This window comes from Amycolatopsis sp. NPDC059657, from assembly GCF_042734395.1.
Classification (GTDB): domain Bacteria; phylum Actinomycetota; class Actinomycetes; order Mycobacteriales; family Pseudonocardiaceae; genus Amycolatopsis.
In genome coordinates this window covers 16,813-38,975 of record NZ_JBHWEB010000090.1, presented here as the reverse complement: position 1 = coordinate 38,975, position 22,163 = coordinate 16,813, and the positions used below count along the sequence as shown (strand labels likewise).

23 protein-coding genes are annotated in these 22,163 nt (G+C 67.5%); 9 read left to right on the top strand and 14 right to left on the bottom strand.

From position 1 onward, the window contains the following. Nucleotides 1–69: 69 nt before the first annotated feature. Both ACFV15_RS35105 and ddaH read right to left on the bottom strand, forming a co-directional pair. Nucleotides 70–738 (bottom strand): polysaccharide deacetylase family protein, encoded by a 669-nt coding sequence (locus ACFV15_RS35105; RefSeq protein WP_378356001.1) that lies wholly within the window; start codon nucleotides 736–738, stop codon nucleotides 70–72. Between the two features lie 110 nt (nucleotides 739–848). After that, nucleotides 849–1,700, bottom strand: coding sequence for a dimethylargininase (ddaH, locus tag ACFV15_RS35100; protein WP_378355999.1), 852 nt, complete (start codon nucleotides 1,698–1,700; stop codon nucleotides 849–851). Between the two features lie 73 nt (nucleotides 1,701–1,773). Here ddaH and ACFV15_RS35095 point away from each other — a divergent pair, with 73 nt between their 5' ends. From ACFV15_RS35095 to ACFV15_RS35060, 8 genes are all read left to right on the top strand, one after another. After that, on the top strand, nucleotides 1,774–2,229 hold the full coding sequence (locus ACFV15_RS35095; RefSeq protein ID WP_091293452.1) for an Lrp/AsnC family transcriptional regulator: 456 nt from the start codon (nucleotides 1,774–1,776) through the stop codon (nucleotides 2,227–2,229). Continuing rightward, a complete protein-coding gene (locus tag ACFV15_RS35090) occupies nucleotides 2,226–2,978 on the top strand; it encodes an enoyl-CoA hydratase (RefSeq protein WP_378355998.1) in 753 nt (250 codons plus the stop codon). The genes ACFV15_RS35095 and ACFV15_RS35090 overlap by 4 nt, the downstream gene beginning before the upstream one ends. A 241-nt stretch (nucleotides 2,979–3,219) precedes the next feature. Continuing rightward, a complete protein-coding gene (locus tag ACFV15_RS35085; protein WP_378355996.1) occupies nucleotides 3,220–5,127 on the top strand; it encodes a 2-oxoacid:acceptor oxidoreductase subunit alpha in 1,908 nt (635 codons plus the stop codon). Further along, nucleotides 5,124–6,191 (top strand): 2-oxoacid:ferredoxin oxidoreductase subunit beta, encoded by a 1,068-nt coding sequence (locus ACFV15_RS35080; RefSeq protein ID WP_378355994.1) that lies wholly within the window; start codon nucleotides 5,124–5,126, stop codon nucleotides 6,189–6,191. Before ACFV15_RS35085 ends, ACFV15_RS35080 begins: the two co-directional genes overlap by 4 nt. Before the next feature lie 176 nt (nucleotides 6,192–6,367). Beyond that, nucleotides 6,368–6,853 (top strand): pyridoxamine 5'-phosphate oxidase family protein, encoded by a 486-nt coding sequence (locus tag ACFV15_RS35075; protein WP_378356007.1) that lies wholly within the window; start codon nucleotides 6,368–6,370, stop codon nucleotides 6,851–6,853. Between the two features lie 13 nt (nucleotides 6,854–6,866). After that, complete coding sequence (locus ACFV15_RS35070) at nucleotides 6,867–7,337, top strand: VOC family protein (RefSeq protein ID WP_378355993.1); 471 nt, start codon at nucleotides 6,867–6,869, stop codon at nucleotides 7,335–7,337. Continuing rightward, on the top strand, nucleotides 7,330–7,737 hold the full coding sequence (locus ACFV15_RS35065; RefSeq protein ID WP_378355992.1) for a YciI family protein: 408 nt from the start codon (nucleotides 7,330–7,332) through the stop codon (nucleotides 7,735–7,737). The genes ACFV15_RS35070 and ACFV15_RS35065 overlap by 8 nt, the downstream gene beginning before the upstream one ends. Nucleotides 7,738–7,742: 5 nt before the next feature. Next, nucleotides 7,743–8,885, top strand: coding sequence for an RNA polymerase sigma factor (locus tag ACFV15_RS35060; RefSeq protein WP_378355991.1), 1,143 nt, complete (start codon nucleotides 7,743–7,745; stop codon nucleotides 8,883–8,885). Here ACFV15_RS35060 and ACFV15_RS35055 read toward each other — a convergent pair. From ACFV15_RS35055 to ACFV15_RS35015, 9 genes are all read right to left on the bottom strand, one after another. Next, nucleotides 8,878–10,014, bottom strand: a complete 1,137-nt coding sequence (locus ACFV15_RS35055; protein WP_378355989.1) for a hypothetical protein — start codon at nucleotides 10,012–10,014, stop codon at nucleotides 8,878–8,880. The genes ACFV15_RS35060 and ACFV15_RS35055 overlap by 8 nt on opposite strands. A 10-nt stretch (nucleotides 10,015–10,024) precedes the next feature. Then, entirely contained in the window at nucleotides 10,025–11,038 is a 1,014-nt protein-coding gene (locus ACFV15_RS35050; protein ID WP_378356005.1) for a polyprenyl synthetase family protein, read from the bottom strand. 129 nt (nucleotides 11,039–11,167) lie between these two features. Further along, nucleotides 11,168–11,833: a hypothetical protein gene (locus ACFV15_RS35045; protein WP_378355988.1), complete on the bottom strand. Its 666-nt coding sequence runs from the start codon at nucleotides 11,831–11,833 to the stop codon at nucleotides 11,168–11,170. Further along, a complete protein-coding gene (locus ACFV15_RS35040) occupies nucleotides 11,830–12,576 on the bottom strand; it encodes a hypothetical protein (protein WP_378355986.1) in 747 nt (248 codons plus the stop codon). The genes ACFV15_RS35045 and ACFV15_RS35040 overlap by 4 nt, the downstream gene beginning before the upstream one ends. Beyond that, nucleotides 12,566–13,189 (bottom strand): hypothetical protein, encoded by a 624-nt coding sequence (locus ACFV15_RS35035; protein ID WP_378355984.1) that lies wholly within the window; start codon nucleotides 13,187–13,189, stop codon nucleotides 12,566–12,568. The genes ACFV15_RS35040 and ACFV15_RS35035 overlap by 11 nt, the downstream gene beginning before the upstream one ends. Nucleotides 13,190–13,191: 2 nt before the next feature. Then, nucleotides 13,192–13,785, bottom strand: a complete 594-nt coding sequence (locus ACFV15_RS35030; RefSeq protein WP_378355983.1) for a hypothetical protein — start codon at nucleotides 13,783–13,785, stop codon at nucleotides 13,192–13,194. A gap of 5 nt (nucleotides 13,786–13,790) precedes the next feature. Further along, nucleotides 13,791–15,239, bottom strand: a complete 1,449-nt coding sequence (locus tag ACFV15_RS35025; protein WP_378355981.1) for a WXG100 family type VII secretion target — start codon at nucleotides 15,237–15,239, stop codon at nucleotides 13,791–13,793. 3 nt (nucleotides 15,240–15,242) lie between these two features. Further along, nucleotides 15,243–15,824: a YbaB/EbfC family nucleoid-associated protein gene (locus ACFV15_RS35020; RefSeq protein ID WP_378355979.1), complete on the bottom strand. Its 582-nt coding sequence runs from the start codon at nucleotides 15,822–15,824 to the stop codon at nucleotides 15,243–15,245. A gap of 67 nt (nucleotides 15,825–15,891) precedes the next feature. Beyond that, nucleotides 15,892–16,209, bottom strand: a complete 318-nt coding sequence (locus ACFV15_RS35015) for a DUF6204 family protein (RefSeq protein WP_378355977.1) — start codon at nucleotides 16,207–16,209, stop codon at nucleotides 15,892–15,894. Between the two features lie 154 nt (nucleotides 16,210–16,363). Between ACFV15_RS35015 and ACFV15_RS35010 the strand changes: the two genes are divergently transcribed. Then, on the top strand, nucleotides 16,364–17,014 hold the full coding sequence (locus ACFV15_RS35010) for a hypothetical protein (protein ID WP_378355975.1): 651 nt from the start codon (nucleotides 16,364–16,366) through the stop codon (nucleotides 17,012–17,014). A gap of 128 nt (nucleotides 17,015–17,142) precedes the next feature. On the opposite strand, the gene nuoN is transcribed toward ACFV15_RS35010, so the two are convergent. From nuoN to nuoL, 3 genes are read right to left on the bottom strand one after another with little or no spacing between them, the layout of a single operon-like run. Further along, nucleotides 17,143–18,717, bottom strand: a complete 1,575-nt coding sequence (nuoN, locus tag ACFV15_RS35005) for an NADH-quinone oxidoreductase subunit NuoN (RefSeq protein WP_378355973.1) — start codon at nucleotides 18,715–18,717, stop codon at nucleotides 17,143–17,145. A 3-nt stretch (nucleotides 18,718–18,720) separates the two neighbouring features. Next, nucleotides 18,721–20,271, bottom strand: a complete 1,551-nt coding sequence (locus tag ACFV15_RS35000) for an NADH-quinone oxidoreductase subunit M (RefSeq protein WP_378355971.1) — start codon at nucleotides 20,269–20,271, stop codon at nucleotides 18,721–18,723. After that, nucleotides 20,268–22,163: an NADH-quinone oxidoreductase subunit L gene (gene nuoL / locus ACFV15_RS34995; RefSeq protein ID WP_378355969.1), complete on the bottom strand. Its 1,896-nt coding sequence runs from the start codon at nucleotides 22,161–22,163 to the stop codon at nucleotides 20,268–20,270. The genes ACFV15_RS35000 and nuoL overlap by 4 nt, the downstream gene beginning before the upstream one ends.

Sequence of the window (22,163 nt, the reverse complement as noted above, 5' to 3'; positions counted from 1 at the left end):
GGAGCTGACGAACGCCACATTGGGGGTTCCAGAGCTGACCAAAGCCACATTGGGATTTTTTTGACCGGCTCAGATGCGGGCGAGCCGCACGAAGCGCGCGGCCGCACGGGTCGCCTGCCGATAGAGGCCGGGTGCGCCCGCGAAGGTGTCGTCGATCCACGGCCGGTCGAGGTCGTGCGGCAGGCTCGTCCGCGGCTGGAGCCAGGTGAACGCGCGGGCCGAGCCGCCGTCGTCGGTGTAGACGCGGGTCGCGCCCGCCTTGCGGAGGCGGTCGAGCACGCGGCGGTCGTACGAGCCGAACGGCAGCGCGACGCGTTTGACGGGACGCCGGGTCAGCTCCGAGAGGTACTCCGACGCGTCCGTCAGCTCCTGCGAGAGGTGCTTGTCGTCGAGGCGGCGGAGGTCGCGGTGGGACCAGCCGTGCGAGCCGACCGACATGCCGGCCGCGACGAGCTCGCGCACGCCCGCCCTGTCGATGCGACCCCTGGCGCCGATCTCGCCGGCGACCGGGAAGAACTCGGCCTTGAGGCGGCGCTCCAGCAGCCGGGGCAGCGCGATCTCGAGGTCGGAGGCGTTGCCGTCGTCGAAGGTCAGGTGGACGTTGTCGATCCCGACCGCCGCGTCGAGCAGCTCTTCGAACTGCTCGACGGTCACCCACTTCTCGTTCTCGCCGGGATCGAGCTGGCGCTGCGGCCTGCCGATCCCGTGCACGGTGAGGTTTACGACGGTAGCTGGCATCGGCACCCCGCTCGAACGGCCAAACGGACTAGTGTTCACGATTAATCGCGTTCGCCCGCCGAACAGTTACGGCGTCTTGCCATCTAATTACTAAAACTTTCAAAGATCAGCTATTTGCGAATCTCCATGGTGCAGCACTTCGGGCCGCCGCCGGCCTTCCTGAGCTCGGAAATGTCCACGTAGACGGGCTCGTAGCCGCGCTCGGCCAGCCGGGCGCCGAGGTCGGTCGCCTCGACCGGGAGCACGACATTGCGCCCGTCCGAGACACCGTTGAGCCCGAAGCACAGCGCGTCGGCCTCGGTCGCCTGCACGGCGTCCGGGAACAGCTTGGTGAGCACGCGCTGCGAGCCGGGCGAGAACGCGGCCGGGTAGTAGACGACCTGCGCCGGCGCCGCGTCCGTGGCCTCGGAGAGCACGAACAGCGCCGTGTCGAGGTGGTAGAACTTCGGGTCGATCAGGCGGAGTGAAACGACCGGCACGCCGAGGGCTTCCTGCGCCTCGGCGTGCGCGGCCGGGTCTGTGCGGAAGCCGGTGCCCGCGAGCAGGAGCTTGCCCGTCCAGGCGAAGTCGCCTTCGGCTTCGTTGATCTTCTCGGGCATGGTGATGTCGCGGTAGCCGTGTTCGACGAACCAGCGACGGAAGTGCTCGGCCTCGGCGGCACGCTGCGGCGCGCGGAAGCGCGAGCCGAGCACGCGGCCGTCGACGACCGTGCCGGAGTTGGCTGCGAAAACCATGTCGGGCAGCCCTGGCTGGGCTTCGATCTCCTCGACGGTGTGGCCGAGGCGACGGTAGGTGTCGCGCAGCTCGGTCCACTGCTTGACCGCGAGCTCGGCGCTGACCGGCTGCGATGGGTCCATCCAGGGATTGATGACGTACTCGACAGCGAAGAAGCTGGGCGGGCACATGAGGTATCGACGGGTCGTGGGCACTCGCGTCTGGTCCTGCGGCACGGCTACCTGCATGACTGAAGGGTAAGGCTCCCCTAATCCGCAATCAATCGCTGTTTGCTGCGCGTATACCTGCTAAACATTGCGTGTGAACACCATCGACCAGCGAATCATTTCGTGCCTGGTGGCCAACGCGCGTTCCAGCTACGCCGACATCGGGAAAGTCGTCGGCCTGTCCGCGCCCGCGGTCAAGCGGAGGGTGGACAGACTGCTCGAAACCGGCGTGCTGCGCGGCTTCACCGCGGTCGTCGACCCCGAGGCGCTCGGCTGGGGCACCGAGGCGTTCGTCGAGGTGCACTGCCAGGGCAACATCGCGCCCGCGCGGATCAGGGCCCGCCTCGAACCACTGCCGGAGGTGGTCGCCGCGTACACGGTCTCGGGCGCGGCCGACGCGATCGTCCACCTGCGCGCCGCCGACATCCATCACCTGGAGACCGCGCTGGAACGGCTGCGCGGGCTGGAGATCATCGACCGCACGGTGTCGACGGTCGTGCTCTCGCGGCTGTTGGAGCGCCCGCCGACACCTGATAGGAACCCGGAATGATCCGCAGCACCCGCGAAGGCAAGGTCGCCGTCGTCACCATCGACGCTCCCGAAAGCCGCAACGCGCTCACCCTCGACCTGTCGGCGCGGCTGTCGGAAGCCGTCGCCGAGGCCGAACGCGACGAGAACATCCACGCGCTGGTCGTCACCGGCACCCCTCCCGCGTTCTGCGCGGGCGCCGACCTCAGTGCACTAGGTGCGGCTAAAGAAGCGGGTTTGCGGGCAATTTATGACGGCTTCCTGTCCGTCGCCCGGTGCACACTGCCGACCATCGCGGCGGTCGGCGGCGCCGCCGTCGGCGCCGGGCTGAACCTGGCGCTCGCCGCGGACGTGCGCATCGTCGGCCCGCGCGCCAAGTTCATCCCCCGGTTCCTCGAACTCGGCCTGCACCCCGGCGGCGGGATGACCTGGATGTCCCAGCATTTGGTCGGCTACCAACGCACCGCGGCGATGACCCTGTTCGGCCAGAGCCTCGGCGCACAGGAGGCGGTCGACGCCGGACTCGCACTGAAACTTGTCGACGGAGATCATTCCGACCTGGTGAACGCCGCGCTGACGTTCGCGAAGCCCGCGACCGAGGCTCCACGCGAACTCGTGCTGGCCACGAAGAAGACGCTAGGGATCACCCGTAAGCTTTCTCAGCATGCGGACGCCGTCGACGTTGAGATCGAGCCACAGATAGCGTCGTTGGAGTCTGCGGCGTTCGCGGAGCGACTGGCCGTGGTCAAGGCGCGGATCCGCGAACACTGACGGACCAGCCGGAGACAGGGGTCACAGCTCTACCGAAGCATTTACCCGTTACCATGAGTTACACATACCCGGTTTCCTGCTCAGCGGTGAGCAGTCAGGGGTACCGCGTAGTGGCTTAGGGGGCACACCCGGCAGCCACGGAGAAAATCACGAGCTAACCTCGTGGTGTAGTTACGTGGTGATCCAGCCGACATCGCCGCGGACGGGAAGCGCCAGTCGGGAGAGAGGGATTCCCTGACCCATGAGCACCACTGCGAACGGCAATGGCAACGGCTCGTTGTCTCCCACCCGGCACACGGAGATCAGCAAACTGGATCGGGTGGTGATCCGCTTCGCGGGTGACTCCGGTGACGGTATGCAGCTCACGGGTGACAGGTTCACTTCGGAGGCGGCTGCCTTCGGCAACGACCTGTCCACGATGCCGAACTTCCCCGCGGAGATCCGCGCACCACAGGGCACCATCCCCGGTGTCTCCTCGTTCCAGGTGCACTTCGCCGACTACGACATCCTGACGCCGGGTGACCGGCCGGATGTGCTGGTCGCGATGAATCCGGCCGCGCTCAAGGCGAACCTCAAGGACGTCCCGCGCGGTGGGACGGTCATTGTGAACACCGACGAGTTCAACAAGCGCAACCTGGTGAAGGTCGGCTACGAGGTCGACCCGCTGACCGACGACTCGCTCGCGAACTTCCAGGTGCACAAGATCGCGATGGCGACGATCACCCGCGCCGCGCTCGAAGAGACCGGGCTGTCGAAGAAGGACGCCGAGCGCGCGAAGAACATGTTCGCGCTGGGCCTGCTGTCGTGGATGTACCACCGGCCGACCGAGGGCACCGAGCGGTTCCTGCGCGAGAAGTTCGCGAAGAAGCCGGACATCGCCGAGGCGAACATCCTGGCCTTCCGCGCCGGCTGGAACTACGGCGAGACCACCGAGTCGTTCGCGACCACGTTCCAGGTCGCGCCCGCCAAGCTCAACCAGGGCACCTACCGGCAGATCACCGGCAACACCGCGCTCGCCTACGGCCTGATCGCCGCCGGGCAGCAGTCCGGGCTGCAGATCTTCCTCGGCACGTACCCGATCACCCCGGCCTCGGACATCCTGCACGAGCTGTCGAAGCACAAGAACTTCAACATCCTGACCTTCCAGGCCGAGGACGAGATCGCCGGCATCGGCGCCGCGCTCGGCGCCTCCTACGGTGGCGCGCTGGGCATCACCTCGACCTCGGGCCCCGGTGTCGCGCTGAAGTCCGAAGCCGTCGGCCTCGGCGTGATGACCGAGCTGCCGCTGGTCGTGATCGACGTGCAGCGCGGCGGGCCGTCGACCGGCCTGCCGACCAAGACCGAGCAGGCCGACCTGCTGCAGGCCATGTTCGGCCGCAACGGCGAGTCTCCGGTCCCGATCGTCGCGCCGCTCTCGCCTGCCGACTGCTTCGACGCCGCCGTCGAGGCCACCCGCATCGCGCTGAAGTACCGGACGCCGGTGATGCTGCTGTCCGACGGCGCCATCGCGAACGGCTCGGAGCCATGGCTGGTCCCGAACGTCGAAGACCTGCCCGACCTGAGCGTCGAGTTCGCCCAGGAACCGAACGCCACCGACGGGTCCGGCGAGTTCTGGCCGTACCTGCGCGACCCCGAGACGCTCGCGCGGGCATGGGCCCTGCCGGGCACGCCGGGGCTGCAGCACCGGATCGGCGGCCTGGAGAAGGCCGACAAGACCGGGCACATCTCCTACGACCCCGAGAACCACGAGAAGATGGTCCGGATCCGTCAGGCCAAGATCGACGGCATCGACGTGCCGAACGTCGTGGTCGACGACCCTTCCGGCGGCAAGGCCAGGGTGCTGGCGCTGGGCTGGGGCTCCTCGTACGGCCCGATCGGCGCCGCGTGCCGCCGCGTCCGCAAGAACGGGCTGCCGATCGCTCAGGCGCACCTGCGCCACCTCAACCCGTTCCCCGCGAACCTCGGTGATGTGTTGCGGTCTTACGACACTGTCGTGATTCCGGAAATGAACCTGGGTCAGCTGGCGATGTTGTTGAGGGCCAAGTATCTCGTCGACGTCCACAGTCACACCAAAGTCGCCGGTATGGCCTTCAAAGCCGAAGAGCTGCAGGGCGTGTTCACCGACATCATCACGGAGGCTGCGAAGTGACCGCGATCGATCTGGGGTTGCCCGTGCTCGGCGGCCTGGACCTTGTCCCCACCACCGAAGAGCCGCAGAAGGCCAAGGACTACAAGTCGGACCAGGAGGTCCGCTGGTGTCCCGGCTGCGGCGACTACGTCGTGCTCAACGCGGTGCAGTCGTTCCTGCCGACGCTCGGTCTCAAGCGCGAGAACATCGTGTTCATCTCGGGTATCGGCTGCTCGTCGCGGTTCCCGTACTACCTGAACACCTACGGCATGCACTCGATCCACGGCCGCGCGCCGTCGATCGCGACCGGCCTCGCCACGACCAGGCCCGACCTGTCGGTGTGGGTCGTCACCGGTGACGGCGACGCGCTGTCCATCGGCGGCAACCACCTGATCCACGCGCTGCGCCGCAACGTGAACCTGAAGATCCTGCTGTTCAACAACCGGATCTACGGGCTCACCAAGGGCCAGTACTCGCCGACGTCGGACCAGGGCACGGTCACCAAGTCGACCCCCTACGGCTCGGTCGACACCCCGTTCAACCCGCTGTCGCTGGCGATCGGCGCCGAGGCCTCGTTCGTCGGCCGCGCGCTGGACTCCGACCGCGCCGGCCTGACCGAGGTGCTCAAGGCCGCGGCCGAGCACCGCGGCTCGGCGCTCGTCGAGATCTACCAGAACTGCCCGATCTTCAACGACGGCGCGTTCGACGTGCTCAAGGACAAGGACGAGGCCGCGCAGCGGCTCATCCCGCTCAAGGCAGGCGAGCCGATCCGCTTCGGCCCGGAGCAGGAGTACGGCGTCACCCGCGGCGGCGGCTGGGGCGGACTGGAAGTCGGCAAGGTCGCCAACATCGGCGAGGAGAACCTCGTCGTGCACGACCCGACGATCGTCGACCCGGCCTACGCGTTCGCGCTGTCCCGCATCGGGGACCAGAACCTGACCCACACCCCGATCGGCATCCTGCGCCAGGTCGACCGCCCCACCTACGACGACCAGGCCCGTGCCCAGGTCGAGGCGGCCATCCAGGCCAAGTCCCCGAACCTGCAGCAGCTGCTGACCGGCAAAGACACCTGGACAGTGGTCTAGACCAAGCCTCGTTAGAACCCGAAAGCCGCTTTCGCAAGGTAGGACCTTGCGAAAGCGGCTTTCGGGTTTCAGGCCCCATTACGAACGTGACCCAGGTCACAGTCAGTCGATGTCGAGGCCACGAATCCAGCTCCGTCCCTGCGGTGTCCGACTCACAAGGCACCGAGGAGACCACCATGGAGCAGAGCACGATCGACGAGATCCTGAACCACCCGTACAGCAAGGAACTGCTGGCCCGCGACCTCGCCAGGCTGGCGTTCGTCGCGCTGGACGGCACCCCGCGCTCGATCCCGATCGGGATCTACTGGAACGGCACGGAGATCGTCATGTGCACCGCGAAGAACGCGCGGAAGCTGCCCGCGCTGCGCCGGAACCCGGCCGTCGCGCTGACCATCGACACCGAGTCGCACCCGCCCAAGGTGCTGCTCATCCGCGGCACGGCCGAGCTGGACGAGGTCGACGGCATCCCCGACGAGTACATGCGGTGGAACGGCACCTACGAGATGACTCCCGAGCAGCGCGCCGAATGGGAAGTGGGCGTGCGTGCGCTCTACGACGGCATGGTCCGCGTCGTCGTGAAACCCACCTGGGTCAAGCTGATCGACTTCGAAACCACGCTGCCGACCGCCATCGAAGAACTCATGCGGCGCCAACAAGCCTGAAACGGAGATCATCATGAGCGAGAACAACTACCCTGGCCGCGTGACGGTCAAGCGGATGGACAACGTCGGCATCGTCTTCGAGGATCTGGACGCCGCGGTCGAGTTCTTCCTCGCACTCGGCCTGGAGCTCGAGGGCAGGACGACAGTCGAAGGCGGCTGGGCGGAGCGCATCGTCGGCCTCGAAAACCTGAAGGTCGACATCGCGATGGTCAGGACCCCGGACGGCCACAACAAGCTGGAGCTGATGAGCTACCACTCGCCGAAGGCGATCGCGGGTGATCCGGAAGCGCCGGTGAACACGCTGGGGCTGCGACGGCTCCTGTTCGCCGTCGACGACATCGACGCCACACTGACCCGCCTGCGCGCACACGGCGCCGAGCTCATCGGCGAGGTCGTGCAGATCCCCGGCGTCTGCCGCATGGGCTATCTCCGCGGCCCCGAAGGAATCATGATCGCGCTCGCCGAGGAGAACGCCAATGGCTAAGTACCTGCTGCTCAAGCACTATCGCGGCGCTCCGGCCTCGGTCAACGACGCGCCGATGGACCAATGGACGCCCGAGGAGATCTCGGCGCACATCCAGTACATGCGCGACTTCGCCGACCGGCTGGTGGAGACCGGCGAGTTCGTCGGCGAGCAGGCACTCGCCCCCGAGGGCACGTGGGTCCGCTACGACGGCGAAGGCCGCCCGCCCGTCACCGACGGCCCGTTCGCCGAGACGAAGGACGTCATCGCGGGCTGGATGATGATCGACGTCGACAGCTGGGAACGCGCGCTCGAACTGGCGGCCGAGCTGTCGGCGGCGCCAGGAGCGGGCGGGAAGCCGATCCACGAGTGGCTCGAACTGCGCCCTGCCTACGGCGTGCAGCCCACGATCACGGAGTAAGCGGGGTGGACGAGCTGCTGCTCCGCGAACTCACTCCGCAGGTGCTCGGGATCCTCGTCCGCCGCGGAGCCGACTTCGCGGCGGCCGAGGACGCCGTCCAAGACGCGCTCGTCGAGGCGGTCCGCGTCTGGCCGTCCGAAAAGCCGCGTGATCCCAAGGGCTGGCTGATCACGGTCGCCTGGCGCAAGTTCCTCGACTCGACGCGGGCGAACGCCGCACGCCGCCGTCGCGAGGACCTGGTCGACGAGGAGCCCGCGCCGGAGACCGTGCCCGCGGTGGACGACACATTGCAGCTCTACTTCCTCTGCGCTCACCCGTCGCTGACGGCGTCGTCGGCGGTCGCGCTCACGTTGCGCGCCGTCGGCGGCCTGACCACCCGGCAGATCGCCGACGCGTACCTGGTGCCGGAACCGACCATGGCGCAACGCATCAGCCGCGCCAAGCGCACGATCGCCGGTGTGCGGTTCGACCAGCCCGGCGACGTCGCCACCGTGCTGCGCGTGCTCTATCTCGTGTTCAACGAGGGCTACTCCGGCGACGTCGACCTCGCCGCCGAGGCGATCCGGCTCACCCGCCGGCTCGCGGCCGAATTCGATCACCCCGAGGTGGCCGGGCTGCTCGCGCTCATGCTGCTGCACCACGCCAGGCGCGCCGCGCGGACCGCGCCGGACGGCAGCCTGGTGCCGCTCGCCGAGCAGGACCGCGGCCGCTGGGACACCAAGTCGATCGCCGAGGGCGTCGCGATCCTCCAGGCGGCGCTCGCCCGCGACCGGCTGGGCGAGTTCCAGGCACAGGCCGCCATCGCGGCGCTCCACGCGGACGCGCAGGCCGCCGAGGAGACCGACTGGGCGCAGATCGTCGAGTGGTACGACGAGCTCGCGAACCTGACCGACAGCCCGGTCGTCCGGCTCAACCGCGCGGTGGCCGTCGGCGAGGCAGACGGCCCGCGCGCGGGACTGGCCGCGCTGGAGTCCCTCGACGATTCATTGCCCCGGTACACGGCGGTGGCGGCGTATCTCCACGAACGCGACGGCGACCTGACGACGGCTGCCCGGCTCTACGCCGAAGCCGCCGAGAAGGCGTCCAACCTCGCCGAACGCGCCCATCTGACCCGCCAAGCCGCCAGGCTCAACGCTCTCGTCAGGTAAGCGGCCGGAAGCCCACTCGCTCGGCGTCCGCGGCGGTACGGAACCAGACCTCGGCGACCATGCGCGGGAACTGCGGCGAATCGTCCGTGCAGTACCGCAGCGCCGTCACGCTCGCCTTGACCGCGAAGTCGTCCGACGGCGGCGCGCCACCCGGACGCGGCATCGCCGAGCCGGGACCGAACGGGCCTGGCGGCACCGACTGGTCGACGGCCTGGCGCCGCGCGGGCGGCGGCTCCGGCGCGACATGGTTGGGCTGGACGGTCGGCTCGAACAGCGAGCCGCTGTGGATGCCCGTGGTCTCCGACGAGGACGGCTCGCGCCGCTCGACCGCGCGCATCGACGGCTGAATCGGGCGGGGCGGCTCGAAGCCTCCCCTGATCGACTCGCCGCGCTGGCGCTTCGGCAGCAACTGGGTCGTTTCCATCGCGGTCTCTTCCGGCTCGACCGGCAGTTCGCCGCTCTCCACGCTGTCGAACGCGGTCGTCTCGTCGGCCACCGGCTCGATGCCGCCGAAGCGCGGCGCCTCCTCGAACGCGGAGCGCTCGGGCATCGGCTCACGGTCGAACCAGTCCGGGTCCGGCGTGGACGCCTTCTGGAACAGCGAACCTTCCGGCTCGTCGTCGGCCTCGGAGATGTGCATGTACTCGGTCGGCGGCTGTTCCTCGAGCACCGAACGGATCTCGGGCTGCTCCGGCTCCCAAGCCTCCAGCTCGGGCTCCGACTCCTGCTCGGGCTCCCAGGCCTCGGCGGTCTGCGCGACGGGCTCGGGCTCCCACTGCTCCTGTGCGACAGGCTCGGGCTCCCAGACCCGGGGCTCCGGGTCGAGCTGCCGCGTGAGCTCTTGGGCGTCCAGCTGACGGGTCAGCTCGGGCTCGTCCTCCGGCTCCCACGGCTCGTCCTGGTGTTCCCACGGCTGCCGCTCGACAGCGGGCGTCTCCACCAGCGTCCGCGGCGTCTCCACGGCGGGCTCCGGACGCGCCGCGGCCCGCTCGGCGTGCACCGCGGTCAGCGTGGCTTCCAGCTCACGGATGCGCTTGCGGGCCGGCAACACCAGCACCAGCCAGGTGAGCAGCGCCCCCACGATGAAGGCCAGCAGGCTCCACAGCCAAACCTGCCCGAAAATCGACACTCCGGCCTCCCTACCGCGTTCGCGCGACCAGGTAGTCGGCGACCGACTCGCACGCGTCGCGGGCAGGCGAAGCGGGCAGTGCGGCCAGCTCGGCTCGCGCCCGACGAGCGTAGTCGGAAAGAGTGGCCCTTGCCTGTTCCAGTCCCGCGGACGAGCGCAGCAGCTCGAGCGCCTCGCTGACGAGATCATCGTCCTCGATCGGGCCCTGCAGCAGCTCGAGCAGCCTGGGGTCGGTCGTCGGGTCGGCGAGTGCGTAGAGCATCGGCAGCGTGCTGACGCCTTCGCGCAGGTCCGTGCCCTGCACCTTGCCCGACTCGTCGGACGGCGACGCGATGTCGATGATGTCGTCGGAGATCTGGAAAGCGGTCCCGATGATGTCGCCGAAGCGCCGCAAAGCGTCGATGTATTCGTCAGGTGCGCCGGACATCATGCCGCCGAACCGCCCTGCGGTGGCGATCAGCGAGCCGGTCTTCTGCGCGATCACCGTCAGGTAGTGCTCGACCGGGTCTTCACCGTCGACGGGCCCGACGGTCTCCCGCATCTGCCCGGTGACCAGCTCGCCGAACGTCTCCGCGATGATCCGCGCCGCGTCCGTGCCGAGGTCCGCGACCAGCCGCGAGGCGTGTGCGAACAGGAAGTCGCCGGTCAGGATGGCGATGGTGTTGTCCCAGCGCGCGTTGACGCTGACCGCGCCGCGCCGCATGGTGGCCTCGTCCATCACGTCGTCGTGGTACAGCGTCGCGAGGTGCACGAGCTCGACGGCGGCGGCCGCGATGACCACGTGGTCATCCTGCTTCACGCCGAACTGCGAAGCGAGCAGCGTGAACATGGGGCGAAAACGTTTGCCACCGGCTTCGACCAGGTGGGTAGCCGCGTCGTTGACGGCCTTGACCTCACTGCGCACAACCTCACGCAGCAGGGCCTCGACGTCGCCAAGGCCGCCAGCGATGGCTCGCAGCAGCGGCTCGTCGGCGATCGACAGGCCGACAGTCGCGCGCAGGTCCTCGATGGTGCCGCCCTGAATGGACACGTCGGCTCCGCTCTCTCAAACTCCGGGTCGGGGTCTTCTCCAGCGTAATGGCAACCCCTGGTCACCTGTTGACGTGCTGTCCTGCGGAAACGGTGATGAACGTGACAGTCCCCTTAATCACCCTCAGTGACCAAGGCGCTGCCACGCCGTCTCCACCTTGTGCTTGGCGTGGTCATCCCTGATCAACAGCGTCGACCGGTCGGCGAAATCGAGCCGGACCGCGCGCACGGCCGGGAAGCTCTGGCCGAGGAACGGCATCGAGATCCCGGTGACCAGGCCGGGACCGAGGTCGCAGACCGTGGTCAGCGGAGCTTTCTTGTCAGGCGGCTCGGCGAGCCACTTGCTGAACACGGTCACGGCCAGCCTGCGGTCCGTCCAAACGAGCCGCCCCGCACCGCTGCCGTCGCAGAGATGATCGGCCAGCCTGACCGCGATCTGGTCGGGATGCTCGGCATGTGCCCAGTAGGAGAGCACCGGCTCGTCGGTCCAGTCCGAGTCCCTGAACTCGAACTCCGTCGGCTGGCGCAAGCGGACGGGCTTCAGCGTCCGTTCCGGCCCCGATCGCATCGGCCGATACGGCACGTGCCGTTCCCGCCCGATCCGCGCGCCGAGGAAGCCGAGCGTGGGGGCTTGGCAGAACACCAGCTTCTCCCCTGGCCGCAGCCACACCTTGAGCAGCTCCTGCTCGACGAACTTGTGCACATTCTTGTCTTCTTTGCCCGAGTAGTGCTTCGGCAGACCGTTGGGCATCGGCAACCCGCCTGGCAGCAGCTTGACGTTGACGGTCATCGGCGCACGCTCGCAGTGGTCATCGCCAGCATCCACTCATGGGCTTCACGGTCTCCCTGCCGCATGAACATGTCCCAGCCGGAACCGTCGGCGAAGTTCAGCCGGAAGCACGAGTTCCAGCTGACCTTCCAGCGCCGGGACGCGACCTCGAACCCGGCGATGTGCGCGGCCGGGATCTCGACGGCCACGCCGGTTCCGACCATCGGTTGCGGTTCCGGCGGCTCGAACTCCGGCACGGGCTCGGTCGCGACGAATTCCTTCACCGCCTTGCCGAACTTGAGCGCCTTGCCCAGCAACGACTTGGGCGCTTCCGCCTCGGGTTCTTCCGGAGGCACCGGCTTGGGCTCGACCGGCAGCATCCGGAAGCCGAGCTGAACCAGCCCTCGCGTGGTGAGCGCCCAAGTGCCGGTCTTGAAAACGGCGAGATAGTGGACCGCGAGACAGTCCGGCGCTTTGCCGAAGACCACGAAGTCGGGCTGCGACTTGAACGGTTTGGCGTCGCCCCCGTCTTCGAGGCCGAGCGCGGCGTCGACCACTCCCTCCGCGAATCCGGCGACACCCCTGCCGACCGCCTTCGCACCCCTGGACAGCAGCGGATCGAGCACGACACCTTCGTCGCTGAGCCCGCGCACGTCGTAGCTGATGACGCCATCACAAGCGCCCTTGATCGCCCACAGGAAACCGTCGCCGAGCACGGTCCGCGCCTTCAATGCAGGCCCGAGCTCCTGGCTGTCATCGAGCATGCGCTCGCTCCACTCGCAGCCTGGTGAGGTCGTCGCGAATGAACAACGCCGAGCCATCAGCGAAGCCGAGCCGGATCACCCGAGGCGGCGGCACACTCCGCCCGACGAAGGGCATGGCCACGTTCGCGAGATGCCCGGCGGGCAGCTCGAAAGCCGTGGTGAGGAAGGACGGCGCGGGCTCGCGCAGCTGCGCGGAGTGGTAGACCACGGCGATCCGCTGGTCGCTGAGCACCACCTTCGCCGCGCCCCAGCCGTCGGTGAAGTGATCGGCGAACCGGACCGCGTCCTGCTCACCCTGCCGCGCTTCGAACCAGTACGAGAACGCCTGGTCGTCGACCCAGTCCACCTCGTTGAAGGCCGGACTCGTCGTCAGCTCATGCGGCTTCGCCCACTCACTCTTCCCGAAACGGTGCTCAGGAACCGGCCGTAGCGGAACATGCGGAAGCCGCAGCTCGTCGCCGAGGCGCCCGCCCGTGTAACCCGGAACGGGCGCGTGCCAGAGCAGAAGCCGTTCGCCCGGCCGCAGCCAATGCTTCCGGAGGTCCTCTTCCATCTCCGAGTCACGCTTCTTGCGCAGCAGGAGGTCCGGTGCGAGTGAATCCAGTAGGCCCATTTTCACCGCCCGCCCATCGTCTTCGCGATCAACCATTCGGCCGCTTCGGGTTCCGCCAAAGGAGAATCGAAGCCTGAACCGTCCACAAGCGACAATCGAGGGCCACGCGGTCCCATCGCGAAACCGGCGATCATCGCCGCGGGAACCTCGGACTTCACGAACCACTCGCGAGGCGCTTCGGTTCCGCTGACGCTGTTGACCACGTCCTTGCCGAACTTCCAAGCCTTGCCGACGAACGACGTCGGCTCAGGCTCGGGTGGAGTGGTTTCGCGGGAGTCCACAAAGGCGAGACGTTGCGGAGTCAATGCCCACAGCACACCACCCGCCTTGGCATGCCGGTGCGCCAAGCAGTCCGGCGCCGCACCGAACACGATCACCTCGGGTGGCAGGTCCGGTAATGGCTCGTCATCGTCCACAAGGAAGCTAACGGCGTCCAGCGCGGCGCCGGTTCCCCTGCTCAGTAACGACTTCTTGGGCTCACCGGTCCGGCCGAGACCGCGAATGTCGTACTGCACACGGCGGAAGTACGCCGCCCAGAGCAGCGGCTCCGGCAGTACGGAAGCGGCCCGCAGCGCGGGCCCTGGAATTCCCGACATGTCCTCTACTCGTCGTAAGTGAAGCCGCGATCGGTCTGTTCGCGGCGCTCGGCTTCGGTGGACGGGTCTTCTGCCTTGCTGTAGCCGTACTTGACGCCCTGCTCGACCGCCTCGCCCGGCACCACGCCCTTGGCAGCTTTCTTGGCGGCCGCGCCGACAGTAGCGGCGCCGCTCATGCCGGTGACCGCCTTGACGCCGACCTCGGCGAGGTTGGTCGCCAGCGCCGACGCGCCGTCCCTGCCCTTGGCGAACCGGTTCGCGGTCTTGGAATACCCGGTCGCCTCGTCGAAGTTGTTCAAGATCTTCACAGCCGGGTTCTTCTTGATGAACGGCGTCTTGCCCGCCTTCTCGATGATCCCCCGCATCGGGCCGGTGCGGATCCGCTGCAGCAGCTTCTCCAGCTTGACCAGTTCCTTCTGGAGCTTCGTCAGCAGCTTGCTGACCTCCATGCCCAGCCTGCTGCCGGTCCGTCCGAGCTGGACGGTGGTGGTCGCGCCGGCCGCGACCGTCGACGCGCCAGCGGTACACCAGGAGGTGGCCAGCGCGGCCAGCCATTCGATGATCAGGCCGATCACCAGCTCCTGGATGATGTCGACCACGATCTCCACGAACATGTCGAACATGTCCGCGGCGAACTCCAGTATCTGTTGCACACCACGGAGGTCATTGGCGAACGCCGAAGCACCGTCGCCGAACTCGGTCATCTGGGTCCGGAACGCGTCGCCGGCGCCGCCCTCCCAGCCCTGTTTGGTGGCGTCCGCGCGTTCCTGCTCGTGCTGCCCAGACTTCTCGACCCAGTCGGCGACCTTTTCCCAGCCCTTGGCGGTACTGCGCATCTGACCGGGATCGCCGATCGCGGGTTCGAGGATGAACTCGACCAGCGGGCTGATCACGATCGAGATCAGCCAGCCGAGCCCGTTGTCGATGAACGCCTTGCCAGGACTGGTGATCGCCTGCAGCTGCTCGAGCCGCGTGTTGACCGCGGCGATCGCGATGTCCGGCGGGCTGCTCGCCCTCGCGACGTCGCTGGCGGTGCTGGCCCACGAGCTGCCGTAGCCCGAGTGCTGTTCCATGTAGCTCTTGCGTTCGCCGTCGCCACCGTGATTGAGATCGTTGAGGCTGCCCGGCCCAGCGCCGACGTCGTCGAGTCCCGCCGACGCCTGTCCCAATGCTTCCGTGGCGGCGAGGTCCATCTCGCGGTACATCTTGACCGCGGCCTTGAGCCTTTCCGCCGAATCCTCGAAGAAACCCTTGGCCTGATTCGCCAAGTCCTGGCATTCCTGCAGGCCTTCGAAGTACTTGAACGCCAACGGCTCGCCGATCGGCCCGAAGCAGTCGTCGTTGACGCGGGCCTGTTGGAGCAGATCGGCGAGCGAGCCGAAGTTGCTCGCCGCGTCCTCCGAACCCCGGCCGTGCGCTTCCAGTAGCTCGGTCGCGACTTTCTGGTCGGCCACCACTTACCCCCTGAGCGGATCGCTGAAGAAATCCTCGTCGTCCGAATGATTGACGGGCGCCGGACGCGGCGGGTTCCGTCGCGGGCGCGGCTCCGACTGCAGGAAGGTCGACGGCGCCTCGTCCGGCTCCTCGTCCGCGGGCCCGCGGCGCGGCGTGCGGACCGGCGTCGGTGCTTGCGGGGGCGGCATGTTGGGCGGCGGCAACGTGTTCGGCGGCGGTGGTGCGGTCGGCCCGAGCGCGGGCTGCGGCGCGTGGGCGTTCAACGCCTCCTGGAACTGGGCCGCGCGGTCGCCGAGCAGCGGCGTCACCGTCTCCATCATCAGCCCGGCCGCCTGCTGCGTGGCCTGGCGGATGGTCGCGAGGATCTCCTGCTGCAGCTGGGTGTGCGAACGACGCATCGCCAGCGGCGAAAGCTGCAGCCCGAGCACAGCGCCGGACGGCGCGACGGTGACCGTGATCGACCCGTCCGGGTTACGCGCGTGCCCCTTGAGCTGGGCGATCTTGTCCTTGAGCTCGCCCGCCTTCGCGGCCTGTTCCTCGAACGCCTTGACCGACTGCGCCAGCTTCGCTTCATGGTCTGCCATTTATCCCCCTTAACGGGGCGATGCTAACGAAACAGGCGCGGCGCTGTCGGCGAAATGCGGTTTCCGCTCAGCGTCGGCGGATCTTGATGTCGTCCATGCAGGTGGCCGACGACTGGATGTCGCGGAACGGATAGTCCTGGCGCTCCAGCACTTCCAGCGTCTTGAACTCCGCTTCGGCGATCGCGTCGTGCTCGGCCGACGGGCCCGCGGGGACCTCGACCGAGCAGCGGAAGGTGAAGCTGCCGAGTGCCTCGGTGAAGTAGAACGACCCCTCTTCGCTGAACGCCAGGCTCTGGAACCCGGCGACGTCCGCGCGCAGGCGGGCCTTGGTCGGCTCGTCGGGGTGATCGAACTTGCCCTTCACAAGGACACGGTAAGTCGGCATGTCACTAAGATACAGTCTTGTATTTGAATACGCGATCGGATATCTCCACGGACGGGTGATCGCTCGTCACGAAGGTGTGACGCCACTACCAGTCGTTATCTGAGAATTAAACGATCTTCCTCACCCAGCTGTATCCCGCTCGAGGAGGACCGAGATGAGCAGCTTGAGAAGGCTAGGAGTCGGCGGCGTGGTCATTCTGGCCATCACGCTGGTCGGCGCCACCCCCGCGCTGGCGACCGAGGAAGGCATCGCGACGACCGGCCGGGCCGCGTTCACCAAGAGCGGCACCACCATCACGGTGCCCCCGCAGGCGAAATGCAGCGTCGACGGCCAGTCCGCCACGAGTTCGCCGAAAGTGGTCAAGACCGGAGTGACCTTCGGTGTTGGCAGTTCCACCTGCACGACCACCACGGTCGACCCGTTCAACGAGCTCACCGAGACCAACTCGCAGGCCACCGGCAAGGACTTCGAGCTGTCCGCGCTCGTCTCACTCAAGGGCCCGCGGATCAACATCAAGAACTACAAGGTGACCTGCAAGGGCACCCAGACCGGCACGAACGCCGGCTTCAGCTACAGCGGAGCCACCGGCCTGCCGACACTTCCCACGCCGCTGCCAGCGAACTACGTGGCGCCGCTCAAGAAGTCCGGCACCAGCACGGTGCTCGCCGAAGTCACCTTCAACGAGCAGCACCTGCCCGGTGACGGAAGCATCGCGTTGAACATGATCCACATCAGGTTCAAGCCAGCCTCGGGCATCGACGGCGAGGTCGTCGTCGGCCGCACCGCCTGCTCGCCCACCCCGTAAAAGCTCGTGAGTGGCACGGCCGGTTCTAACCGGCCATACCACTCACGACCCCAGGCACTCACCACGCAAAAGCCCCGTTTGTCACCGTGAGCGTGACAAACGGGGCTTTTGTGCAGATCAAGCGAGCTTTAGAAGGCGAAGCCGCCTGAGCCCGCCCAGTTCAGGGCGAACGCCGGGGCCAGGCCCAGTACCAGGGTGACCACCACGCCGACCGTGATCGCGATCGTCGTGAAGGTGCCCGGCAGCGTCACGGCGGGACCGTCGGCCGCGGGCTCCGAGAAGTACATGAGCACGATGACCCGCAGGTAGAAGAACGCCGCGACCGCCGAGGCGATCAGTGCGATGACCACCAGCGGGGCCATGCCGTCGGACAGCGCCGCCGAGAAGACCACGAACTTGCCGATGAAACCGCTGGTCAGCGGGATACCGGCCAGTGCGAGCAACAAGAACGTGAACACCGCCGCCAGCAGTGGCGAACGTTTGGCGAGACCCGCCCACGCGGACAGGTGGGTCGCCTCGCCGGACGAGTCGCGGACCAGCGAGATCACGCCGAAGGCCGCGACCGTGGTGAAGCCGTAGGACAGCAGGTAGAACAGCGTGCCCTCGAGGCCCTTCTCGGTCATCGCGATGGCGCCGATGAGCAGGAAGCCCGCGTGCGCGATGGACGAGTAGGCGATCATGCGCTTCACGTCGGTCTGGGTCAGGCCGAGCACCGCGCCGATCGCCATCGAGACGATCGCGACGCCCCAAAGAACGCCTCGCCATTCCCAGCTGGTCGACTCGAAGCCGACCGTGAGCACCCGCAGGATCCCGCCGAACGCCGCCACCTTGGTGCAGGCCGCCATGAACGCCGTGACCGGCGTCGGCGAACCCTGGTAGACGTCGGGAGTCCAGGTGTGGAACGGGCCGACCGAACCCTTGAACAGCAGGCCGACCACGAGCAGGCCCATGCCGGCGAACAGCATCGTGTCCGAGCGGTCGGAACCGGCTGCGGCCGCGGCGATGTCGGACAGCTTGATCGAACCGGCGTAGCCGTAGAGCAGTGCCAAGCCGTACAGGAAGAAGGCCGAGGAGAAGGCGCCGAGCAGGAAGTACTTGACCGCCGATTCCTGTGAGAGGAGGCGGCGACGGCGGGCGAGGCCGCACATCAGGTACAGCGGGAGGCTGAGGACTTCCAGCGCGATGAACATGGTCAGCAGGTCGTTCGCGGCGCAGAAGGCCATCATGCCGCCGAGCGCGAAGAGCGTCAGCGGGAAGACCTCGGTCTGCATGCCGGTCGAGCCGACCTGCGCGCGGTCCTGGACGGTGCCGGGCCGGATCGCGGCCTGCGCGACGAACGCGCCGCCGGGCTCGACCGCGCGTTCGGCGATCAGGAGCACGGACAGGAAGCCGAGCGCGAGCAGCGTTCCCCAGAGGAACAGCGACGGCCGGTCGACCGAGATGGCACGGGCGAACGTGGTGGTGCCCGCCTTGACCTGGTCGTCGGACAGCGCGTAGAGCGCCAGCGCCACCCCGGCGGCGACGATGCCGCCGAGGCTGATCATCAGCTGGAACGACCACCGCATGTGCTTGGGCACGAAGGCTTCGAACAGCACGCTGACGCACGCGGCGCCCAGGATGATCAGCATCGGCGTGACCGCCGAGTAGTTCACCTGCGGCGTCGGGATCTGCTCCGGCGCCTGTGCGAGGAGAATGTGGAACACGGTTTACTTGCCTCCCTGCACGGACGACAACGTCGCCTGCACCGACGGGGTGATCGTGTCCAGCACCGGCTTCGGGTAGAAGCCGAGACCGATGATCAGCACGACCATGGGCACCAGGATGGCGATCTCCCTGGTACCGAGGTCCTTGATGGACTTGCGAGCGCCCAGCTCCGGCGCGATCGCCGTGCCGGGTCCGCCACCGATACCGACCAGCGCGTCACCGCGGACCGGGCCCTGCATGATCCGCTGGTAGAACCAGAGCACGTACGCGGCGGCGAGCACCATGCCGACGGTCGCGATGATCGCGTACACCGGCTGTGTCATGTACGAGCCCAGCAGCACCAGGAACTCACTGATGAACGAGTTCGTGCCCGGCAGCGAAAGCGTGGACAGACCGGCGATCAGCAGCATCCCGCCGAGCAGCGGGGTCACCTTCGCCATGCCGCCGTAGTCGGAGATCCGGGTCGAGCCGCCGCGCACGATGACCATGCCGATCACCACGATGAGCATCCCGGTCGCCAGGCTGTGGTTCAGCATGTACGACACCGAGCCGACCACGGCCTGCTCGTTGAAGCTGAAGATACCGAGCGCGATGAACCCGAAGTGGGCGATCGACACGTAGGCGATGAACCGCTTCATGTCCTGCTGCCCGGCAGCCAGTGTCGAGCCGTAGACGACACCGAGCACGGCCAGCACCAGCACCAGCGGCGCGAGCTGTTTCGACGCCGCCGGGAACATCGGCAGGCAGTAGCGCAGGAACCCGAACGTGCCGACCTTGTCCAGCACGCCGACCAGCAGCACGGCGACGCCGATCGGCGCCTGCCCGGCCGCGTCCGGCAGCCAGGTGTGGAACGGCACCAGCGGCGCCTTGATCGCGAACGCGAGGAAGAAGCCGAGGAACAGCCAGATCTGCGTGCCGGTCGGCGCCTCACGGACGACGGTGACCAGTGTCGCCCAGTCGAAGGTGCCCTTGCCGAGCTTGTCGGCGGCCAGCGAGTACGCCCCGATCGCCGAGGCCAGCATGATCAGGCCGCCGAGGAACGAGTAGAGGAAGAACTTCACCGCCGCGTACTGGCGGTTCGCGCCGCCGTAGCCGCCGATGAGGAAGTACATCGGGATCAGCATGATCTCGAACAGCACGTAGAACAGGAACACGTCGGTCGCCGCGAAGACGCCGATGGTCAGCGCCTCCTGCAGCAGGATCAGCGACAGGAACCCGCCGGCACTGCGGCCGGCCGGGAGCTTGTCGAAGAAACCGAGGCCGGCCACCACGATCGGCACCAGGAAGGCGATGACCGCGATCATCACCAGCGCGATGCCGTCCATGCCGAACGAGACGTGGATGCCGAAGCTCGGGATCCAGTCCATGGTGGTCGCCTGCTGGATCCGCGCGCCGGACGGCGAGTACGAGGCCCACAGCGGCACGATCAGTGCCAGCTCCACAATGGACAGTGCGAGCGCGGTGCCGGTCGCGAGCTTGTCGTTGTTCTTCATCCCCGCCACGACGAGCGCGCCCACCAGGGGCAGCAGGATGAGTGCCAAGAGCCAAGTCATGAGAACCTCACCAGCAGGAGAGCGGCGACGAGCACGAACGCACCGCCGAGCATGGACAGCGCGTAGGAACGGACGAACCCGGTCTGCAGCCTGCGCAGCCTGCCCGATCCGCCGCCGAGTGACGCGGCGAGGCCGTTGACCGCACCGTCGACACCCTTGTTGTCCACGTAGACCATCGCCCTGGCGAGCCAGGTGCTCGGACGGGCGACCAGCGTCTCGTTGAGCGTGTTGCCGTAGAGGTCCTTACGAGCGGCGCGGACCGGGAAGGACACCCGCTCCGGCTTCTCGAGCGGAACCTCCTTGCGGCCGACGAACGCCCAGGCGGCCAGCACACCGACCGCGACGAACAGCAGCGTGACGGCGGTGACCGCCAGCGCGGGCAGCGGGCCGTGTTCCTCCTGCAACTCGCCGACCGACGGGGTGAGCCAGTGCGCGAACCGGTCGCCCAGCGCGAAGAACGCACCGGCGCCGACCGAGCCGATCGCCAGGATGATCATCGGGATGGCCATCACCTGGGGCGACTCGTGCGGGTGGAAGTCCCGGCCGTCGGTGCTCTTGATGTCCTTCCAGCGTTCCTTGCCGAAGAAGGTCATGAGCATCAGCCGCGTCATGTAGAAGGCGGTCAGCCCGGCGGCGATGATCGAAGCACCGCCGAACACCCAGCCGCGCCAGCCTTCGCCGGCGAGTGCGGCTTCGATGATCGCGTCCTTGGTCCAGAAACCGGACAGCAGCGGGAAACCGATCAGCGCGAGGTAACCGAGCGCGAAGGTCCAGAAGGTGGTCGGCATGTGCTTGCGCAGGCCGCCGAACTTCCGCATGTCGACCTCGTCGTTCATGGCGTGCATGACCGAACCGGCGCCGAGGAACAGTCCTGCCTTGAAGAAGCCGTGCGCGACCAGGTGCATGATGCCCAGCGCGTAGCCGAACGGGCCGAGACCGACCGCCAGCATCATGTAGCCGATCTGGCTGACGGTCGAGTACGCGAGGACCTTCTTGATGTCGTCGTACGCGCAGCCGATGATCGCGCCGATCAGGAGCGTGACCGCACCGACCAGTGTGACGATCAGCCTGCCGTCCTCGGTGGCGTTGAAGATCACGTTCGACCGGGCCACCAGGTAGACGCCCGCGGTGACCATCGTCGCCGCGTGGATGAGGGCCGAGACCGGGGTCGGGCCTTCCATCGCGTCCGGCAGCCAGGCCTGCAGCGGGAACTGACCCGACTTACCGCAAGCACCCAGCAGGAGCAGGATCGCGATCGCGGTGGTCGCGCCCGGCGGGATCTTGTCCACCGCGGCGAACACTTCGGCGTAACCGGTGCTGCCGACGTACTTGAACATCAGGAAGATCGCCAGCGCGAGCCCGACGTCACCGACGCGGTTCATCAGGAACGCCTTCTTGGCCGCGGTCGCGGCGGACGGGCGGTCCTGGTACCAGCCGATGAGCAGGTACGACGCGAGACCCACGCCTTCCCAGCCGAGGTACAGCGTCACGAAGCTGTTGCCCAGCACCAGGATCAGCATCGACGCGACGAAGAGGTTCAGGTAGCCGAAGAACCGGCGCCGTCCCTCGTCCTCGGCCATGTAGCCGATCGAGTAGAAGTGGATCAGCGAGCCGACGCCGGTGATCAGCAGCACGAAGGTCAGCGACAGCGCGTCGACGCGCAGTCCGAAATCGACCTGCAGCTGGGTGACCGGGATCCACGAGAACAACTTCGTGTCCACAGTGGACTTGGTGTCGGCCGTGAAGAACAGCAGGACGCCGTACAGGAAGGACAGCGAGACGGTGGCGGTGCCGAGCAGATGCCCCCACGCGTTGGTGCGCTTGCCGCCGGCGAGCAGGATGAGCGCGCCGAGGGCAGGGAAGGCCACCAACAGCCACGATGATGCGGTCAC

What these genes read in the sequence shown, in the direction of transcription:
- ACFV15_RS35105 (WP_378356001.1), bottom strand. Translation starts at nt 738, where the DNA reads ATGCCAGCTACCGTCGTAAACCTCACCGTGCACGGGATCGGCAGGCCG.
- ddaH (WP_378355999.1), bottom strand. Translation starts at nt 1,700, where the DNA reads ATGCAGGTAGCCGTGCCGCAGGACCAGACGCGAGTGCCCACGACCCGT.
- ACFV15_RS35090 (WP_378355998.1), top strand. Translation starts at nt 2,226, where the DNA reads ATGATCCGCAGCACCCGCGAAGGCAAGGTCGCCGTCGTCACCATCGAC.
- ACFV15_RS35085 (WP_378355996.1), top strand. Translation starts at nt 3,220, where the DNA reads ATGAGCACCACTGCGAACGGCAATGGCAACGGCTCGTTGTCTCCCACC.
- ACFV15_RS35075 (WP_378356007.1), top strand. Translation starts at nt 6,368, where the DNA reads ATGGAGCAGAGCACGATCGACGAGATCCTGAACCACCCGTACAGCAAG.
- ACFV15_RS35070 (WP_378355993.1), top strand. Translation starts at nt 6,867, where the DNA reads ATGAGCGAGAACAACTACCCTGGCCGCGTGACGGTCAAGCGGATGGAC.
- ACFV15_RS35065 (WP_378355992.1), top strand. Translation starts at nt 7,330, where the DNA reads ATGGCTAAGTACCTGCTGCTCAAGCACTATCGCGGCGCTCCGGCCTCG.
- ACFV15_RS35045 (WP_378355988.1), bottom strand. Translation starts at nt 11,833, where the DNA reads ATGACCGTCAACGTCAAGCTGCTGCCAGGCGGGTTGCCGATGCCCAAC.
- ACFV15_RS35040 (WP_378355986.1), bottom strand. Translation starts at nt 12,576, where the DNA reads ATGCTCGATGACAGCCAGGAGCTCGGGCCTGCATTGAAGGCGCGGACC.
- ACFV15_RS35035 (WP_378355984.1), bottom strand. Translation starts at nt 13,189, where the DNA reads ATGGGCCTACTGGATTCACTCGCACCGGACCTCCTGCTGCGCAAGAAG.
- ACFV15_RS35030 (WP_378355983.1), bottom strand. Translation starts at nt 13,785, where the DNA reads ATGTCGGGAATTCCAGGGCCCGCGCTGCGGGCCGCTTCCGTACTGCCG.
- ACFV15_RS35020 (WP_378355979.1), bottom strand. Translation starts at nt 15,824, where the DNA reads ATGGCAGACCATGAAGCGAAGCTGGCGCAGTCGGTCAAGGCGTTCGAG.
- ACFV15_RS35015 (WP_378355977.1), bottom strand. Translation starts at nt 16,209, where the DNA reads ATGCCGACTTACCGTGTCCTTGTGAAGGGCAAGTTCGATCACCCCGAC.
- ACFV15_RS35010 (WP_378355975.1), top strand. Translation starts at nt 16,364, where the DNA reads ATGAGCAGCTTGAGAAGGCTAGGAGTCGGCGGCGTGGTCATTCTGGCC.
- ACFV15_RS35000 (WP_378355971.1), bottom strand. Translation starts at nt 20,271, where the DNA reads ATGACTTGGCTCTTGGCACTCATCCTGCTGCCCCTGGTGGGCGCGCTC.